Source organism: Archaeoglobus sp. UBA230 (assembly GCA_002507545.1).
GTDB lineage: Archaea > Halobacteriota > Archaeoglobi > Archaeoglobales > Archaeoglobaceae > Archaeoglobus.
Map to the genome: position 1 here is coordinate 33323 of DAVR01000020.1, position 19450 is coordinate 52772.

Here is a 19450-nt window from a genome sequence, read left to right on the forward strand (position 1 = left end):
TTGTACAAATTTAACAAATCGCTGACCATTAAAGACTCCGAGAATGCTAATCTCGTAACCTCTGCTGAAACCTCCTAGTCCTCAGGTTTCAGAGTTTAATGATTTAGTTTTTTATAAAAATTTATTCTTATATATTTCTCCAGCTCAGCAAAGAAAAATACTAAAGAAGATACAGTTACAACTCCAAACCACATGTTCGCATCAAGCGGTGCGGTATGCAGAATTGCGTTGAATTGGGGCGAATACGTTGCTACCAGCTGCAAAACGATCGTTGCAAGAATACCCAAATAGATAGCCCTATTCTTAAATTTCAGAGTTTTTATAAAGCTCAAATCAATACTTCTTGCACTCAGCAGGTAGAATATTTCAAAAAACACTATAACATTCATTGCTACTGTTCTGGCTATCAGTTCGTTCTCGCTATATCTGAAATAAAGAAGGTACGCACATACGACCAAAACCGTAGCTACCCAAATTATCCTGAATAAAATCGCCGGATTCAGCAACTCTCCAGTTATCGGCTTGAGCTTAAGTAGATTTGGCTCTCTGGATTCAAAAACTAAGGTCGTTCCCAAAAGCACAGCCGTAACCGTATTAATCCAGAGGATCTGCACCGGTAGAATTGGAAGTGCGAGACCCAAAAGAAAGGCTGCAAGAATCACGATCCCCTCTCCGACATTAGTCGGTAGCAACCATGCAAGAATCTTCTGAATCTTCCTAAAAACGTTTCTACCCTCGTCAATGGCCTCTACAATTGTCGCAAAATTATCGTCAAGCAAAATTATTTCAGCGGATTCCTTAGCCACCTCCGTACCGGAGCCCATCGCAACGCCAACATCAGCCCTTTTCAATGCAGGGGCATCGTTTACACCATCCCCAGTAACTGCAACTGTTTCGCTCATTTCCTGCAGTAATCTGACTATTCTCAGCTTCATTTTTGGCAAAGTTCTTGCAAATATGTTTGTTTTCTTCAATACCTCTTTAAGCTCTTCATCGCTCATTTTTTCGATTTCATCCCCCGTTACAACACTGCCGTTAATATCAAGCTCTTCTGCGATGAACAACGCAGTATTTGGATGATCTCCGGTTATCATGATAACCCTTACACCGGCTTCTCTACATTTTTTGATCGCCTCGTAACATTCTTCCCTCGGAGGATCTATCATGCATTGAAGACCGAGGAAGATCAAATCATTAAGATTGTCTTCAATACTACCAAATTCCTCCAAGTCAACGAACTTGTATGCAAATGCCAGAACCCTTAAACCCTGAAGGGCGAACTCTGATGCCATCTTGCGAACATGACGTTCATCAAGCTCTACTATTCTTCCTTCCACCAAAGCCCACCTGCACATTGAAAGTACTCTCTCTGCTGAACCTTTTACGTAGATTTCCACGAATTCCCCCTCTTTTGCTGCAGTTGCCATATAGCGCAATGTGGGATTAAATGGGATTTCGTCAATAATTTTAAACTGCTTTTTAATTCCCACCAGCGATGCAACCTCGAGAAGAGCCACTTCAGTTGGATCTCCGCTCGTTACAAGTTCTCCATCTTTTAAAAAATAAATTGCTGTATTACATACGTAGCCGGCCTTTACTGTGAGATATACCTCGGCATGTTTCGCGAGTTCTTCCCTGCTTAGAACAGAATTGCCACTCTCGACGTCATACTCCCTTCCTCCAGCAAATATTCGTATTACCTTCATTTTGTTCTGTGTAAGTGTTCCGGTTTTGTCCGTGCATATCGTCGTAACACTTCCCAGAGATTCTACAGCCGGTAGCTTTCTAACTATAGCCTTTCTTTTTGCCATGTCTCTAACACCAATTGCAAGGCTCATTGTTACAAGAGCGGGTAAACTTTCAGGAATAGCTGCAACAGCTAAGCTAACAGAAGCTAAGAACATGAATGTAGGCTCGTAACCTCTCAATATCCCAATTGTAAAATTTAAGATCGAAACTGCAACGATTATAAAGAAAATGAATCTGCCAAGACGCTTTACTCTACGTAGCAAAGGTGTTTCAACACCTTTCTCCTTTTTAACAGTTTTTGCAATCTTACCCAGCTCGGTATCCTCGCCCGTAGCAACAACGACTGCTTTTCCGTAACCTTCAAGAACGAGTGTCCCGGCAAAAACCATGTTGTTTCTATCAACGGCAGTCTTCTTCAGAATAGTTTCAGAGAATTTTTCAACAGGCGTGGACTCGCCCGTTAGTAAAGATTCGTCAACAGTTAGATTTCTTGCTTCAAAAAGCCTCGCGTCTGCTGGAACTTTCATTCCAGCCTCTAATATTATCACATCTCCGGGGACAAGCTCTTTTGCGGGAATATCTTTTTCGGCCCTTCTTATTACCCTTGCTTTAACCTCTACTATCTTCTTTAAAGATTCAATTGTTTTTTCTGCTCTTCTTTCCTGAATATAACCAATTAATGCATTTATCAGCACGACTGAGAATATTATGGTTGTATCCACGTATCGACGAAGAAATATCGTTATCAAACCGGCCATCATTAAAATGTAAATTAAGGGATCGTTAAAGTGAGAAAGAAATCTTAAAATTTCGCTTATTTTCTTTTCTTCTTTAATCTCATTATAACCAAACAATACAAGCCTTTCTGCGGCATCTTCATCTGTTATACCTTGAGGTAAGCTTTTAACAAGTCTAAAGACTTCTGAAATTGAGATTCTATACCATTCGATTTCTTTGTCCATCTGTTAGGTTGCCTATTGGTCAATAATAATTTTGCCCCAAAAATAAGTCCTTAACCGATGTTGAACTTAGCGAATGGAGCAGATTGTGACCATCTGCGGGTTAGCAAGACGCACTTCGGAAAAATCTTGCAGAATTTACACTTTTAGATTTTTATTATACTTTTAATTAAATATATGTAACCAACATTTTTATACTTTGTAGTTTCATTATTATCTACGCAAAAAGGTGGAATGAGATGGATGTCAGAGAATTAAAGAAGGTCATTAGAGACGATTATGACGTTATAAGCGCAGGTGAAACACTTTCGAGGGTAATTTCAATGTTAGGCGAGTCCAAGCATGAAAGAGCCCTGTTGGTTGAAGAAAATGACGAAATCATTGGGGTTGTAAGAGAAAAGGACTTAATCAGGGGTAGCCTAATGACGAACCCTGATGAAACGAAAATCAAGAAGTTCCTTGCGAAAACTGGAATCATTCGCCTTGACGAGCTAACGCCAGAGAAGGTGGCGAAAAGGTTTATAGAGGATTCCACGCCCTTTGTTCTTATAAAGCTCAACGGAGGATTTGGAGTTATTCACATCAACGAGTTTCTACAAAAAATAAAACAGGAATTTGAAAATGTTGAAGTCGGAGATGTTATGAATCCAGAAGTTATCACCGTGAAAACGTACGATGGCGTATCCAAGGCTCTGGCCACTATGAGAAATCATGGTATCAGCAGAGTTGTTGTAGTTGATGATGAAAATAAAGTTGTCGGAATCATTACCGGCAAGGATATTGTAGATAGAGTTGTGTTTATAGGGAAAGACGATAGACTCGGACACCTGAGCATGAAAGAAAAAGAAAAAACGCTTTCAGTGATGGTTGAAGGTATAATGAGTCATCCGGTTATAACAGTTGAGAGGAATGACACGATTGCCAAAGCTATTGACCTGATGATCGAGAACGACATATCAAGCCTCGTGGTTGTAAAGGGCATCATTCCTGAGGGGATAGTGGTAAAGAAAGATTTTCTTGAATATTATTTAAAAGAGGCACTTCCAAAAGAGTATGAAGTGCAGATTATCGCGAAGGGCATAATTTTGGACGATTCTGAAATAGAAAAGCTCTTGGACGAATTAAACAAGTTTTTGAGGAAGCTCAAGAGCTCTCTTGGGAAAGTCCATTTATTTGTTTATGTGAAGAAGCTCAAATTGTACTATAGACGAATACCTCTCATTTACGTGAGGATGAGGTTGACAAGTGACCGTGGAGTTTTCTTTGTTACTGGTGAAAGCTGGGGTGTTGGGTTTGCAGTTCATGCAACCTTGAATAAGCTTGAAAGGCAAGTAATAAAGGACAAAGAGCTTATGCTCGATAAGAGGGTTGTGCAGAAGTTTTACGAGGAAGTTCTTTGATAACCACAGCCCTGCAAATGAGATTTAAAAATAATAGAATGAGGTTGGCTTTATTTTGCCCCTTTAACATCCACGATCCTCTCAACAACTGTCATATCTTCAAGAGTTGTGATATCTCCTATCTCTTCACCCTTCTCAATAGCAAGTAGAATCCTGCGCACTATCTTTCCACTCCTCGTTTTTGGTAACTGTTCGACGAAGTAAATCTTTTCAGGAACAGCTATTGATCCTATTTCGTTTTTAACATGCGTTTTAAGATATTTTTCAAGTTCGACGTCCGGCTTGTAGCCAATCTTAAGGACAACAAATGCTACTGGTACCTCTCCTTTGATCTCGTGGGGTTTTCCAACAACGGCTGCCTCGCTTATAGCTTCATGAGATACAAGCGCACCCTCGATTTCAGCACTTCCAAGTCTATGCCCGCTGACCTTTAGAACTTCATCAATTCTCCCTATTATCCAGTAATACCCATCTTCGTCTCTCCTTGCTCCATCTCCAGTATAGTAAATTCGTTTACCGTCTGATGTCCAGTATTGTTTGACGAATCTTCTTGGATCACCCCGTAGATCTCTGAACATTGCTGGCCACGGGTTCGTTATTACGAGTTCTCCGACATCTGCTGGATTTCCTTTCTCGTCGTGTATCTCTACCAACATTCCCGGGAAGGGCAGCGTTACAGAGCCGGGCTTGAGCTTTGTTATGCCGGGCAAGGGAGCTATTATGATCATTCCGGTTTCAGTCTGCCACCATGTGTCAATTACAGGGCAGCGCTCACTCCCTACATACTTGTGGTACCACTTCCAAGCTTCTGGATCTATCGTTTCGCCGACCGTTCCAAGTAGACGCAGCGAGGACAGATCGTGTTTCTCCAGCCATTCCTCGCCGAGCTTCATGAAGTAGCGTATTGCGGTGGGAGCAGTGTAAAAAATGGTCACGCCGTACTGCTCAATAATGTTCCACCACCTGTCCGGCTGTGGATAGTCTGGAGCACCCTCGTAAATTAGCACTGTCGCACCGTTGCTGAGCGGTCCATAGACAACATAGCTATGTCCAGTAATCCACCCTATGTCAGCAGTGCACCAGAATACGTCTCCATCTTTCAAATCGAATACCCACTTGGTTGTAATGTGGGTGCCAACGTTGTAGCCTCCGTGAATGTGAAGAACGCCTTTCGGCTTTCCGGTTGTTCCCGATGTATACAGTATGAACAACGGATGTTCGCTGTCAAGAGCTTTACATTCGCACTCATCTGCTAAGCCTTCTTCCAGTTCATGCCACCAGATATCCCTTCCATCGACCATATTCACATCGTTGCCGACTCTCTCGAGCACAACAACACTCTCAACGCTGCAAGCTTCCAGAGCTTTATCAACGATGCGCTTAGTTTCAATAACCTCGCCTCTCCTGTAGTAACCATCCATCGTAACGACAACTTTAGCGTCGGAATCGTTTATCCTCTCTCTCAGAGCTTTCGAGGAGAAACCTCCAAAAACCACGTTATGAATCGCGCCGATTCTAGCGCACGCAAGCATTGCGACAACAAGCTCCGGCACCATCCCCATGTAGATCGTGACTACATCCTTTTCCTCAACTCCAAGCGTCCTGAGAGCATTGGCAAACTTGCAGACTCTCTGGTAGAGTTCGCGGTAAGTGATCATCTCTTTTTCGTTTTCAGGTTCTCCCTGCCATATTATTGCTGTTTTATCCCCTTTTGATTCAATATGTCTATCCAAACAGTTGTAAGTTATGTTTATCTTTCCACCAACAAACCATCTATAAAAAGGAGCGTTACCGCTATATATTATCTCTCTGTAGGGCTCAAACCACTCAATTTCATTCTTTGCAACTGAATCCCAAAATGTAAGATAGTCCAAAGCCTCCTCATAAATCCCTTCGCTAACCTGTGTACATCCTTTGGCTTCTTCTGTGGACTCATATAAATCATTTTCAGAAAATTTTTTTAACATTTTTTACACCCATATATTGTATACACTGTAACTTAATAAGTTTAACTGAAGTCAATATTTTAATAATATAAAAACTAAGTCTTTTTCCTCACACAATTTGCTCGTTTTCCTAAACGGAATCCAACTAAAATCATATGATAGATTAGAACCAGAGTAAAAGAGAGCCAGGGCCTGGATTCTAACAAAGGGTTGAGAGTCAGGGAGAAATCTTTTTAATGAAACCAGCACAGTTGGCTACATGGATGATTCATCCTTACATAGTACTACGCTACATTCAAACATTACGAGTTATTCACAGATGGAAAAACAAGCCATTCAAGGAGTGGACTGAACAAGACCTTGAGGACATTCTTTTTGAGATCGAGAAGGAAGGGTATAAGCCACATACAATTAACGTAACGAATTCAAAAAAGGTCTTCGAATGCTCTTCCGCTGGCTTCATTGAGAAAACTGGCTTGGCTTGAAAAGTTCTGAGAGGGGAGAGAAAAGACAAAAGAAAGCCAGACGTTCTCACAGAAGAAGTCAGTCGTATGATCGAAGCTGCTGTAAATGAGAGAGATCGAGCTATCATCGCTATCGGTTATGAAGCTGGATTGAGAATCGGAGAGCTTGCTTCGCTTATATGGGGAAATGTTATTTGGACTGAATGAGGAGCTAAGATCAAAGTTCACAGCAAAACTGGTGAAAGAGTCGTTCCAATAGTTATGGCAGCTACGAGTTCATCAAATTCTTTTAAAGCTTTAACAAGCTCTTTATCGAGGTCAGATTCTAAAAGCCTATCGTTATGGCAACATGGACAATAAACTTCCGCAAAGTCTCCGTAATCATCTACCTTCTCTTCAAATCCGTCGTAATCGTAGTATTCGTGGCAGCACTTTGTATAGTCAAAATGAAAACACTCTCCACAGAATAAAACCATGCATTCACCCCCCAAAGGATATCGCAGAGTGGCTGAAGCCTAACTTCGTCAGAGAGCAGTTCGATTAAGTCAAATTTCATGTTTCCAATGTTAGGAAAAATCCTCTCTTTTAAGTAATTTAGTAGCTCTGGACCGTCCCGTCATCTATTACAGATCTATCAAGCAAGTTGGGTATTCCTGCATCAACTGTACAATATCATGTTAACAAGCTGATGGAGCTTGACATAGTCAGAATTGCACAAAAGAAAGTTGGAAAGAGGATGAGAGATATAAAAATGTACGTTTACGACAAAGAGAGCATAGTATTTCTCTCATCAATGGAAAAACACGAGTTTGAACATTTATTAAGGACATTTGTTCTTCGGAGATTGAAGAAGGGGGCACCGATAGCTGTTTTACTAATTTTTGCGATTGGCTCAATTCTATCAATCATCGGTAGCTGGATGCTCAAAGGAGAGATTAAACGCAGGATTGGATTCTTTTACGGGGACGTGGTGGGTAGATCAGTTGGAATGCTTGAAATGAGTGTATTATTAGTATTCCTCGGTGTTTTCTTTCTTTTGGGAGTAGTGAGTTCGTTCTTGCTCCTTTTGTTTATAATTAAAAGGACTTAATTTTTAATTTTATATAATGTTATTATGAGCCTTATAAGTTCCCTGCCCCAGCTCCCTTAAATCTTTTGAGAGTGTCTTCGAACACTTCCTCTCCTACCACCTGCTTCATTGACATTAGTAAGAGCTCTGTAACTCCGGCGGGATCGCCACAGCAAACTTGAACAGTTTGTTTGCCATCTTTCCATCTTCTCAAGAGCTCAGGCAGATTAACTACTGCAGAGTACTTTATGTCCATGCTCAGGCTGTTAAACCTCTCCGGATTTTCTATAATTCTTTGAATTTTTTAATCAAAATATATTTTTTATTTATCTAAATTTTAATTAATTTTTTGCATATTTTATTTTTTAAAAGCACCAAATAGAAACTTATGTTTATGCAAACCTTTTTCACCGTGTTCTTCCATTTCTTCGATTTCTCTTACTGTTATTGAGGTTAGATCGTTAAAATAGCATAGTAGTTCGTCTTTCGTGAAATAGTGCGAACAATGTCCATCTGACTCAAAAAATGTATTCTCTTCAACCTGTACACCCTCACCAAAGGAGGGATCGTTTACGGAAAAGACATTGACAACTAAGATCCCAGATTTCTTTAGAGAGCCCTTAAGACCATTTATCAACTTCATCCTATCACTTTCGAGAAACAAATGTAGTAGATTGTGAGCAAAGATTCCCTCGTATTTTTTATCAGTTGGTAGAACTTGCAAAACGTCACCGATGATGTATTTTATGTTCGAATTGCATTCTTCCGCATTTTTCTTAGCTATTTCTATAGCAGTTGTCGAAACATCTATACCCGTTACTGAAAACCCCAGCTTTGCGAAATAAAGGCAGTTTCTTCCGTATCCGCAACCTGGGGCTAATATTGTTTTTACACTGTATCGTTTAAACACTTCAGCAGCTAATTTTGCTGATAGAGATTGTTCTTTTCCCCACACTTCCCCTTCGTTTTTAAACCTGACATTCCAGTATTCTTCCGCATTATACACCCCAATCACCACGGAGACTTGATTTCACCGTAAATTGCGGAGTATGCAACAGTGGCTGCAGAAGCAAGAAAAGCTTCAGAATTTCTGCCACCAAGCCTGCCCAAATAATTCCTGTTCGTCGTCGTGATAACCCTCTCGCCATCGGCTATTATCCCACCGCTTTTCGATCCAGCACACAAGCTACACGAAGGATGAGTTATTATTGCACCTGCTTCGATTAGTATTTCAATGATCTCCTCTTTTAGAGCCTCCATATAGATCCTTCTCGTCGGTGGTGTCACTATGAGTCTGACATCCGGATGTACTTCGTTCCCCTCTAAGATCTCAGCAGCAATTCTTAAATCCTCCAAACCTGTAGTGCAGGAACCTATAAACGCCTCATCTATTTTAGTACCTTCCACTTCTCTCACCGGCTTCACATTATCAACAGAATGCGGACAAGCTATCATCGGCTCAATTTCTTCTGCACAGTATTGGTAAATTTTCTCGTACCCGTCTCCATCTCCTCTAATTCTTTTGATCTCCTTTCTCGTTTTGCCGGAGAGATACTCAAGTGTCACCTTATCGGGCTCTACCATACCAGTCTTCGCTCCAGCTTCAACAGCCATGTTGCACAACGTGAACCTGCCATCCATAGACATCTCTTTTACCGTGGATCCAGAGAACTCCATAGCCTTGTAGGTTGCTCCATCCGCACCTATATCTCCTATGATTTTTAGAATCAAGTCCTTCGCATAAACACCGTCAGGTAGCTTTCCGTTTATCTCAAATTTTAGTGTCTGAGGAACCTTCAGCCAGATTTTTCCTCTACCCAGTACGGCAGCCATATCTGTATAACCGACACCAGTAGCAAAAGCTCCTAAGGCTCCAGCTGTACAGGTGTGAGAGTCCGTACCAATCACGATTTCCCCTGGGACAATCAGACCCATTTCTGGCATGACTCGATGACTCACTCCCTCACCAATTACCAGTTTTATTCCGTATCTTTCAGCAAAACTACGCATTTGTTTCATACTTTCCGATTCTTCCACCGATGCTGGCGGGATTTCATGATCTGCTATAAGCAAAATTTTTGATGGATCCCAAACCTCAGTGAAACCCATATTTTTAAATTGGCTGAAACAGTGCGGTGCGAAGTAGTCGTGAATCATGGCTAGATCGACTGAAACCGTGATTATTTCTCCGGGCTTAACTTCCCTCTCAACGTGATTCGCAAGTATCTTCTGGACGATATTCATGAATCTCGCCTCATGTACTCAACCAGTCCACCACATCTGAAAATTTCCATTATGAATTCTGGGATCTTTGTAGCTTCGTGTATTCTACCAGTTCTTTTATTGAGTATCTTTCCGTTTTCGAGGTCTATTTCTACAATATCTCCTTCTCCAATTTCATCATAAAGTGTGCTACATTCCACAACTGGCAAACCCAAGTTTATTGCATTTCTGTAGAATATTCTCGCAAATGATTTTGCAACTATTGCTGCAACACCCAGCTCTTTCAGAACCGCTGGTGCCTGCTCTCTGCTACTCCCGCATCCAAAGTTCCTTCCAGCTACTATTATGTCTCCCTTTTTAACCTCGTTGCTAAAGTTGGGACGAAGCGGTTCGAATGCATGCTTACTCATGGATTTTACATCGGGAAGAAGCAGATATTGTGTCGGAAGAATGACGTCTGTGTCTATGTTATCTCCAAAAACCCAACACCTACCTACTATTCTCACGATCACACCTCCTTTGAGTAGTCACTTATAACCCCATTTATTGCTGAATAAGCAACGGTTGCCGGAGAAGCTACATATATTTCAGAATTTGGATTACCAGCTCTCCCCCTGAAGTTCCTGCTGCCAGTGCTTATCAACCTTTCACCATCGCCTAAAACCCCCTGACAAGCTCCCCAGCATGTGCTGCAGTTCGGATTCATGACTATTGCCCCGCTTTCAAGGAACGTTTCTATCAAACCTTCTTTTAACGCATCTCTGAACACGTTTCTCGAAGCTGGAGAGATTATCAGTCTAACATCTGGATGTACTTTGTTTCCTTCGAGAATTTCAGCGGCAATTCTCAGATCTTCGATTCTGCCGTTAGTGCAAGAGCCTATAAATGCTTCATGAATTTTTAAACCCTCTACTTCTCTGACTGGTTTTACGTTGTCAAGTGTGTGCGGGCAAGCTATCATTGGCTCGATTTCGCTTGCATCATAATAGTAGACTTTCTCATATTCTGCATCGCTATCACTCCTAAGTAGCCTGTATCCTCGCCCGCTCCTAAGCTTTGATAAGAACTCAATGATCTTTTCATCTGGTTCGATTATACCAGTCTTTGCTCCTGCTTCAACCGCCATGTTGCACAACGTGAACCTACTATCCATCGACATCTCTTTTACCGTGGATCCAGAGAACTCCATAGCCTTGTAGGTTGCTCCGTCTGCCCCTATATCTCCTATGATTTTTAGAATCAAGTCCTTCGCATAAACACCATCTGGTAATTTTCCGTTTATCTCAAATTTTAGTGTCTGAGGAACCTTCAGCCAGATTTTATCTCTCACCCATATTGCTGCCATGTCCGTCGAGCCTATGCCAGTGGCAAATGCTCCTAAGGCTCCCAAAGTACAGGTGTGTGAATCTGCTCCGACAATAACAGTCCCCGGTACAGCATGATGCTCTATGAGAAGTTGATGGCAAACACCCTCTCCATCGTACAGCTTTATGCTGTTGTATTTGGCGAACTCCCTCATCTTTTTATGAACTTCCGCTGTTTGAACGGAATTTGAAGGAACATTGTGATCTATGACGAACACGATTTTATCGGGGCTTTTCACCTTTACTCCTCCCATTTTTCTGAATATGTCGATTGTTATGTGAGTTGTCGCATCATTGCTCATCACGAGATCTGGACCAACGACTACTATTTCGTTTGGCTTTACTTCTTCTCTTCTGCTTGCATGTGCAAGTATTTTTTCTGCTATCGTCATTCCCATGTTGGTCACCTGCATAAGTTTGGTAATATATTTTTTAGCTCCTCAAATCGAACCATCTTAGTTCTCAGTAAACTGGCACATATATAACTTCACCATTTTCAACTATTTTTCTTATGCCGTACACGCCTTCGAAGAGCTCTCCACTCAAAAAATACTCTTTTAATGCTGACAAGTATCTTTTATCCACAGGGAAATTCATAGCAAATTGGAGAACATCTTTTAATCTCAACTCGCCATTTTCCCGTGCAAGTTTCCAATAGTCAAGTAAGATAGGATATCGTAATTTATAAGCCCCAGATATTGTTGCTGTATTGAACTGCGGATTGGTAAATGCCCAATAGCCTATGCCATATTTTTTACACAGTCTCGATACCTTTTCCTCTAACACGTAATGGTCTTTTTCAGATGTGGTTATTCTTGCTCCAAGCTTTCGCCCATTATCAAAGTACATCTTTTCGTATAGAGGTATTAGGTATGAATATTTCTCGCTTGTGGCAAGCACTTTTTTAAGTCTATTCCAGATAAATCCCGATAGCTCAAGAGGTGCCATTATAACATTGCCTATACACGCTTCAGCGGCGTCTTTGATTATGCTATCTATATCTTTATCCGTTATGTATGGGAAGTATGGAGTTATATGGAGATACGTATCAACCCCGATTTCAGACAGCTTTTGCAATGTAAGGATCCTTTCTTTTTGACGATTTTGGGAATGAATAAACTTACTTCTTGGAACAAACGGCTCCACAAGTTTTGTAAAATTGTCATCGTAGGAAGTTACAGTCATACCAACCCCAATGAGCTCTCTTTCAGCTAGTTTCTCTATAATGTCCATATCATTCAGTATTAAGGGCGACTTTGTTTCTATAAAACATGGGAAGTTATATCCATAACATATCTCAAGCAATCTTCTAGTTAACCTGTGCTTCATCTCTATTGGTTGGTATGTGTCTGAGATGTTGCCGATAACAATGACGCTTTTCTTTTTTCTTTGCTCATATTTAATTATCTCCTTCTCGAAAATCTCAGGGGCATTCTTTTTCACATATATCTCTTTTGAAAAAAGATTTGGAGTTGAACGCATGTAATAGTGAGTACAAGCAGCATAACAGTATATACAACCATGGGTACAACCACGATAAATATTCGCCGTTAATCTGAACGGTAGGTACCTCATGGCAAAGAATCCATCTCTCATCCTGCTGATTATGGATTTAGCGTTTATTTCAACTATTTTCATAGTTATCACCTCTTGCAATTCTATACCATTTGGAGAGTGCCCATAATGGGAATATTGCTGAATATATCTCATACTTTCCTGGATCAATTGCTGCTGCAGCGTAGGATGATGGGAAACTTCCATCTTCTTTTTGTAGTTTTAAGAGATACCCAATCCCGCTAATAACTGTTTCCGAAAACGGATCAATACCACAGTCCAATAAAGCTAGTATACACCACGATGTATGTTCTGCTGTACTCTCTCCCTTAATCGGGTGGGGCGAATAATAGCTGGAATAGTGCTCTCCCCAGCCACCATCATCATTCTGCATGCTTACGAGCCAGTGAACTGCTTTTTTAACATAGCTTTTATTCATATTTTCGCCTATGGCTTTTAACGCTTGCAAAACTTGTGTTGTACCATAGATGTATGCTAGCCCCCAACGCCCCCACCATCCACCAAAATCCAACTGGTCGTCTTTTAACCATTTAATGGCTTTTTCAACTTGCTCATCTGAAGTACCATATCCTACTTCTCCCAAAAATTGTAAAACGTGTGCTGTGACATCCGCTGTTGAGGGATCCTTTAATTCATGCCCGTAATCTTCGTGATAAGGTGGCATATATCCTCTCGCTTTTCGGGATTGATTTTTATCAAATGCACCCCATCCCCCATCATCGTTTTGCATCTTGAGAAGGTATGTAATAGCATTTTCAACATATTTTCTTCCATCGTTTCCTAATGCCTTTAAAACGGCAAGAGATGCTAAGGCAGTGTCGTCGTTATCTGGAAGGTTTACATTATACTCACTAAACGCCCACACATTTTTTGAAGTACGTGCTGACAAAAGGTAATTTAACGCAACATTTATTGGGGCATGTTTGTAGCTCATACCACTTTCAAGCAGTGCCATAACTGACAGAGCAGTATCCCAAACCTTAAGTCTAAATCTGCTCAACAAACCCTCATCATCTACAAGTCCATCCAAGAAATTGAATGCTTTTTGTATTTTTGGATTGGTTATGTCTTCACCACACTCACATAAAGCGTAAATAGCACCCATTGTTGGTAGTGCAGTATCGAACCAACTGCCATTGGCTAGCTGAGTCTCAATAATCTTTTTCTTTAATTTACTGATAATTCGTTTATCAAAATAATTTAGTTTCTTTTTATTTTTGATTAGTGAAACAATTTGAAGAGGCGGTAAAGCATTTCTCGTCCATGCGGATGGAAACAGATAGATACTCCAATGGAATAACTTAGGACATTTCATGTGCAGTTTTCCCAGCAATCTGCCCAAACTCTCAGGAATGCACGAAAAGAGGGGCGGAGGTGAAAATATTTTTACATCTCTTTTTATCGACAGAAACATTTGTGTATAGGGGTCAAGCCATTTGTTTCCACTATATTTTTCTAACCAACTTTTAGCTCTTTTAAGTGCCTCCTTATCCGCATATTGCTCCAGAGCTACTACAGACAGCAAAGTGTTCCTGTAATTTCCCTCAGATTTCATCATGATGTTGCCCCAACTTCCATCATCGTTTTGATGCTGTAAAATCCACTCAATAATTTTATTCTTCTTTCCGTATTTTAAGTCATATTTTTCCTCTAAATAATCGATGAGTAGGAGATATGCAGCATTACTCCACATATGAAATTCGACTTTTCCATAGAAGGAGCCTTCCTTTTTTTGATATGATAAAAGATTTGTTTTAGCACGTTTAATAGCAGTTCGTACTTTCTTTACTAACTCATTTTCATCCATATTTTCACCTCACGATAAGCATATAGCATGAAGCCGCCATTAAACTCCATATAGCGGTTGTTCCAGCCATTGTGAATATCCCACATTTGCTCTCTATTCTCTCGTATTGTTCCTTTCTGGAATATATGTAGTGATAGAAAATTCCCATGATAACGCATGCCAAGACGATCCACAGCAATAAATAGATAAGTTGTAAAACGTTTGAATAGGACATTTTTATAAAATAACAAACCATCATCAAAATAATTCCCAACGGCATGAGTATTATGGCACCGTTTAAGCATACTTTGTATCCATACTTTGTCGCAAAAGTATTAACAAAACCAACATCGTCTTTCCAATCCCATGTTTCACCTACTAAAAATAATCCGAATAGATTTATGCCTAAACCAACAGTATAAAATAACAATGACACAATATCACTCATCGAAAAATCAGTATAATGTGCTACTATGAAGAATCCGAACGGCAAGAGAATTACAAGTTGTATCCCTCTTGAAAAGTCCCCAATTGCGATGTACTTTTTCAATCTTAATGGTTCATTAGAATACGCAAAAGCGAAGAATATCCCTATAATCCAAAGAACTAAGATTACAAACCCAACAGTAAAAGCCAAATAGATTATGAAAAAAGTACCTAAAAGCACCATAAACACTATTCCGATGATTAAATTCTGTTTGCCAATAATGTCTACCGATTTTGGGAGATACGACTTGAATTTTTTGTCCAGTTCATAATCTCCCAAAACATTGGCCCAGACAGACACGTAATGGGCACATATGGTTATTATCAGCCCAATTAAAATCTGTTGGTATGGAAAGATGTCACGGGAAATACAACTCAATCCTAAAAATACGCCTGTAATAAAGGGCAACATATCTGCTATGAAATACTCAAACCTCCCAGCTACAAATATGGCAGCTAAAAACGATTTTAATGATTTGTTCTTAATTCCAAAAATCTTGTTATGAAACATTTATATTCCTCCTTTATCTCTACAGCTCTCATAAACTTGTCAAAGGTACCGGGAACATTTACTATCCTTTCGTAGATTTCCTTGGTAATAGAATCCATTTTTACTACCAAAGATGCTTCGTGCTCATACAAGGTTTCACACAGTTCAAACGAGTCCACTCCATGAATTCGTTGAGATAGCGTATCATCGCCTAACGCAATTCCGTTTGTAACTACAACTGGATACATTCCTTTATCCGAAAGGTGTTCAACAAATTCAATCAGATATCTGTACATTAACGGCTCACCATCACCGCAAATCAAAGCAACTTCTGCACCAAGCTCTCTAGCCTCATCGACAACCCTCTTGTACTCGTCTACAGTAAGCTCATTCTTTGATCTGACCCTATCACTACCCGCATAACAGTATACACACCTAAGATTACAAATTTTCGGTGTGCTTAACCCTACAGCCCTTATTTTTGGATTTTCTGGATTCCATTCTCGCCAGAACTTCTCAATTTCATCTCTTGAATGATGATCCAAACCTCTCACACCTATTTTTGTTCGACCTTCAATGCTGTTATCAGATGTCATTGACATTATGTCTCAAAGTATCAGTATATAAGAATTTCTTACATGTCCTTTTTTTCCTATGAAAAAAGAAAATTTTAAAAAACATAATCAAATAAGCATTGTAAGAGTTAAAAGCCCAGTCACGTTTGGTGCATAGCTAACAAGAGCTTTCCACTCCTAGTCTCTAAACTTGTACTTCTTAACCTCAATCCATTTTTCAATAATCTCCCTTAGCTCCTCATTCGTTATCTCGCAACCATCTGCTGATCTCACAGAATAACCCTTCCCAGCGTGATGGATTGGCAATCTTATCTTCCCGCCAGATGATTTCGATTTTCCTGTTGTGCAAGTGATAAAGGCAGGAACTGGATTTAAGCTGATTCCAGTAAATAGGAGCGGACATTAAATACATAAGTAATTCTACCAGAATTTTAATCTTGCAACAAAATAAAAACCATAACAACTTTAGTCTACCAGAAAGTAAAAAATAGGAAAGAGAATTTGGAGCTGGCTCTACATCTTTTCCTTTAAGCCAGGGCCCGGATTTGAACCGGGGTCAGCGGATCTGCAGTCCGCCGCATAGCCCCTCTGCCACCCTGGCTTGTGTGATACCTTTCGGTAGATTTGTATTTAAACCTTGCTGTTACCTGTACATCCTCCTTTCTATTGATTCGAGTTTTTCCTCAAGGTCTCCTATTTTGTCTCTAAAGAGAGCTTCTATCCTCCCTTCGAGATCATCGGAGTTGACAGCTATCGTTCTTTTCACACTCTGAAATTCATCCATTATCTTCTGCATTCTCAGTTCTATGCTGATAAGAAGCAGAGTGAGCGATGCTATGAGTAATGTAGCCAGAAAGATGACAGTTCCATCAATCCTGTTGTATAATGACAACCATTTGTATACCAACGCTGCTGCCGAAAACACACTAATTACCGACAGCACAACATCTCTGGCATCCATTCTCTCCCACCGATAGTTTCTGTGCTTTAATACTATATATTTCTTTTCTAAATTTTTGGAGATTTAAGGTATGTTTTATTTACTGTTTTATCCAACACGAAATGTGGCATACGTAACTCACCCATTGATTAAAGAGAATACAATTGAGCGGAGAATGTATCAGATTTCGATAGCTGCTACTGCACTGGCTAAGAACACACTCGTTGTTATACCGACTGGATTGGGGAAGACAACAATTGCTGCTCTTGTCATTGCATCAAGATTGCTCAACGAGGATGGAAAGGCTCTCTTCCTTGCCCCTACAAAGCCGCTGGTTGAGCAGCATGCAAGGTTTTTGAGAAATGTGCTTAAGATAAATGGCGATAGTATTGTTTCTCTAAGTGGTGAAGTTGAGCCTGAGAAAAGAAAAGAGATGTGGAAAGACGCGAAAATTATCGTTTCGACACCACAAGTAATTGAAAACGACCTTCTTGCCAGTAGAATCGAACTGACGGATGTTATTCTGGTTGTTTTTGATGAAGCGCATAGAGCAGTCGGAAACTACTCTTATGTTTTTATCGCCAGAGAATATTTGAGACAGGCGAAAAAACCTTTAATTTTGGCAATGACCGCCTCGCCTGGTAGCGATCCCGAAAGAATAATGGAGGTTGTCCAGAATCTGGCAATCGAGACCATAGAAGTCAGAACTGAGTGGGATGAGGATGTTGCCCCTTACGTTGGCAGGAAGGAAATAGAGTGGATAAAGGTTGAGATGCCGAAGGAAATGCAGGAGGTCAAGAGGAGGCTTGAAGAGTGTATAAAGATCAGGTTCAAGAGGTTGAAAGATGTAGGGATAGAGATTCCGGAAAACGCATCAAAGAAAGATTTACTTGCCTTGCAAGAGGCTCTGCAGGTTGAGGCTGCCGAGAGTAGAGATTCGGATATGTTTGAAGCAATATCGGTTCTTGCAGAAATTCTCAAACTTCAGCATGCTGTTGAACTGATAGAGACCCAGGGAATTAAGGCGTTGAAGCTATATTTGAAGAAGCTGATAAAGGAGGCATCGTCAAAGGGCGGAAGCAAGGCTGCAAAGAGCATCGTTAACGACACTCTCTTTAGAAATGCCGTCGTTGCAGCAGCGAAATGCAAGGTGGAGCATCCGAAGCTAAAAAAGCTTAAAGAGATAATTGAGGAGCAGTTTCGGGCTAAGGAGGATTCAAGAATTATTGTTTTCACGAACTACAGGGATTCGGCGGATATGATTGTGAGAGAGCTTTCAGACAGGTTTCCGGTTGCGAAATTCGTGGGACAGGCGAGCAGGGAGGATGACAGGGGAATGAGGCAGAAGGAGCAGATTGAAACGCTTGACAAGTTCAGGAAGGGAGAATATAAGGTTCTCGTTGCCACGTCCGTTGGGGAAGAGGGATTGGACATTCCGTCAACAGACCTTGTTGTGTTTTACGAAGCAGTTCCTTCAGAGATAAGGGCAATACAGAGGAAAGGTAGAACTGGAAGAGGGAGAGAGGGAAGGATTGTTGTTCTGATGACCAAAGGGACGAGGGATGAGGCCTATTATTACACAAGTCTGAGAAAGGAGAAAAAGATGTATGAAATGATTCTCAAAATTAAAGAAACAATTGAAAGAAAGAAGCAAAAAACGCTTGTCGAATTTGAGGAAATTCCAAGAGCTGGTGTTAAGATCATAGTGGATTCGCGAGAGCTAAGGTCGGATGTGGTGAAGCACCTCAGAGAGATGGGGGTAGGTATAGAGATCAGAAATCTGGAGGTTGCAGATTACGTTTTGAGTGATAGGGTGGCAGTGGAGAGAAAGACTGTTGACGACTTTATAGAGAGCATCAAGCAGCGTGAAAGGCTTTTCTCGCAGATCGGGAAGTTAAAATCTGCTTATTCACGTCCGGTGCTTATAATTGAGGGGGCGAACTTGTATAGGGGAATGCATCCTAACGCAATCCGAGGTGCAATTGTATCTCTTGCAATTGATTTTTCTATCCCCATAATCCAGACAAGGGATGCAAAAGAAACGGCAGAATTCATAATGGCTATGGCGAAAAGAGAACAGGAGGAGAAGAGAAGAGCTGTCGTGGAGCATGCTGCGAAGACGAAAAGAACGCTGAAAGAGGAGCAGGAGCACATAGTGTCAGCCATTTCCAATGTAGGGGGAGTTATTGCGAAAAACCTGCTCGACTATTTCCAGACGATAGAGAAAATTGCCACTGCCGATGAAGAAGAACTGGCAAAGGTTCCGAAAGTTGGCAGAAAGATCGCTTCGAGAATTAGGCGTGTTATGACTACCCCATACAGCGAGGCTGGATTTTACGATAGCGAAAGCTTTTAATTCCCTTTTTCATTAGGACATTGCAGGCCACGGTAGCTCAGCAGGAAGAGCGCGTGCTTGGTAAGCAC

At 40.8% G+C, this 19450-nt stretch carries 17 protein-coding genes and 1 tRNA gene; 4 read left to right on the plus strand and 14 right to left on the minus strand.

Features of this window, described 5'->3' with window-relative positions:
• Positions 1-95 precede the first annotated feature (95 nt).
• On the minus strand, positions 96-2711 hold the full coding sequence (locus tag BP688_RS05280; RefSeq protein WP_290596095.1) for a cation-translocating P-type ATPase: 2616 nt from the start codon (positions 2709-2711) through the stop codon (positions 96-98).
• Between the two features lie 236 nt (positions 2712-2947).
• Here BP688_RS05280 and BP688_RS05285 point away from each other — a divergent pair, with 236 nt between their 5' ends.
• Positions 2948-4108: a CBS domain-containing protein gene (locus BP688_RS05285; RefSeq protein ID WP_290596096.1), complete on the plus strand. Its 1161-nt coding sequence runs from the start codon at positions 2948-2950 to the stop codon at positions 4106-4108.
• 50 nt (positions 4109-4158) lie between these two features.
• Here BP688_RS05285 and acs read toward each other — a convergent pair whose 3' ends face one another.
• Positions 4159-6075, minus strand: a complete 1917-nt coding sequence (acs, locus tag BP688_RS05290) for an acetate--CoA ligase (protein ID WP_290596097.1) — start codon at positions 6073-6075, stop codon at positions 4159-4161.
• 215 nt (positions 6076-6290) lie between these two features.
• Here acs and BP688_RS05295 point away from each other — a divergent pair, with 215 nt between their 5' ends.
• Entirely contained in the window at positions 6291-6539 is a 249-nt protein-coding gene (locus tag BP688_RS05295; RefSeq protein ID WP_290596098.1) for a hypothetical protein, read from the plus strand.
• A gap of 203 nt (positions 6540-6742) precedes the next feature.
• On the opposite strand, the gene BP688_RS05300 is transcribed toward BP688_RS05295, so the two are convergent.
• A complete protein-coding gene (locus BP688_RS05300; RefSeq protein ID WP_290596099.1) occupies positions 6743-6994 on the minus strand; it encodes a hypothetical protein in 252 nt (83 codons plus the stop codon).
• Positions 6995-7140: 146 nt separating this feature from the next.
• Between BP688_RS05300 and BP688_RS05305 the strand changes: the two genes are divergently transcribed.
• Positions 7141-7608 (plus strand): helix-turn-helix domain-containing protein, encoded by a 468-nt coding sequence (locus BP688_RS05305; RefSeq protein WP_290624120.1) that lies wholly within the window; start codon positions 7141-7143, stop codon positions 7606-7608.
• A gap of 31 nt (positions 7609-7639) precedes the next feature.
• Here BP688_RS05305 and BP688_RS05310 read toward each other — a convergent pair whose 3' ends face one another.
• The 11 genes from BP688_RS05310 to BP688_RS05360 form a co-directional block, all read right to left on the minus strand.
• Positions 7640-7843, minus strand: a complete 204-nt coding sequence (locus BP688_RS05310) for a hypothetical protein (RefSeq protein WP_290624102.1) — start codon at positions 7841-7843, stop codon at positions 7640-7642.
• Between the two features lie 102 nt (positions 7844-7945).
• A complete protein-coding gene (locus BP688_RS05315) occupies positions 7946-8593 on the minus strand; it encodes a class I SAM-dependent methyltransferase (RefSeq protein ID WP_290624100.1) in 648 nt (215 codons plus the stop codon).
• A 5-nt stretch (positions 8594-8598) separates the two neighbouring features.
• Positions 8599-9831, minus strand: coding sequence for a 3-isopropylmalate dehydratase large subunit (locus BP688_RS05320; RefSeq protein ID WP_290624098.1), 1233 nt, complete (start codon positions 9829-9831; stop codon positions 8599-8601).
• Positions 9828-10316: a 3-isopropylmalate dehydratase small subunit gene (locus tag BP688_RS05325; protein ID WP_290624096.1), complete on the minus strand. Its 489-nt coding sequence runs from the start codon at positions 10314-10316 to the stop codon at positions 9828-9830. The genes BP688_RS05320 and BP688_RS05325 overlap by 4 nt, the downstream gene beginning before the upstream one ends.
• Positions 10317-10318: 2 nt before the next feature.
• Positions 10319-11572: a 3-isopropylmalate dehydratase large subunit gene (locus BP688_RS05330; protein WP_290624094.1), complete on the minus strand. Its 1254-nt coding sequence runs from the start codon at positions 11570-11572 to the stop codon at positions 10319-10321.
• A gap of 64 nt (positions 11573-11636) precedes the next feature.
• Complete coding sequence (locus BP688_RS05335; RefSeq protein WP_290624092.1) at positions 11637-12812, minus strand: SPL family radical SAM protein; 1176 nt, start codon at positions 12810-12812, stop codon at positions 11637-11639.
• Positions 12799-14556: a prenyltransferase/squalene oxidase repeat-containing protein gene (locus BP688_RS05340; RefSeq protein ID WP_290624090.1), complete on the minus strand. Its 1758-nt coding sequence runs from the start codon at positions 14554-14556 to the stop codon at positions 12799-12801. Before BP688_RS05340 ends, BP688_RS05335 begins: the two co-directional genes overlap by 14 nt.
• Positions 14557-14560: 4 nt before the next feature.
• A complete protein-coding gene (locus tag BP688_RS05345; protein ID WP_290596830.1) occupies positions 14561-15532 on the minus strand; it encodes a UbiA family prenyltransferase in 972 nt (323 codons plus the stop codon).
• Positions 15490-16107 carry a radical SAM protein gene (locus BP688_RS05350; RefSeq protein ID WP_290624088.1) on the minus strand — a complete coding sequence of 206 codons (618 nt, stop codon included), beginning with the start codon at positions 16105-16107 and terminating at the stop codon, positions 15490-15492. The genes BP688_RS05345 and BP688_RS05350 overlap by 43 nt, the downstream gene beginning before the upstream one ends.
• A 509-nt stretch (positions 16108-16616) precedes the next feature.
• Positions 16617-16687 (minus strand) — tRNA-Cys (locus tag BP688_RS05355).
• A gap of 42 nt (positions 16688-16729) precedes the next feature.
• The gene (locus BP688_RS05360; RefSeq protein WP_290596448.1) at positions 16730-17047 is read right to left on the minus strand and encodes a hypothetical protein; all 318 of its coding nucleotides are present in this window, start codon (positions 17045-17047) and stop codon (positions 16730-16732) included.
• A 103-nt stretch (positions 17048-17150) separates the two neighbouring features.
• On the opposite strand from BP688_RS05360, the gene BP688_RS05365 reads away from it, so the two are divergent.
• A complete protein-coding gene (locus BP688_RS05365) occupies positions 17151-19382 on the plus strand; it encodes a DEAD/DEAH box helicase (protein WP_290596447.1) in 2232 nt (743 codons plus the stop codon).
• Positions 19383-19450: the final 68 nt, after the last annotated feature.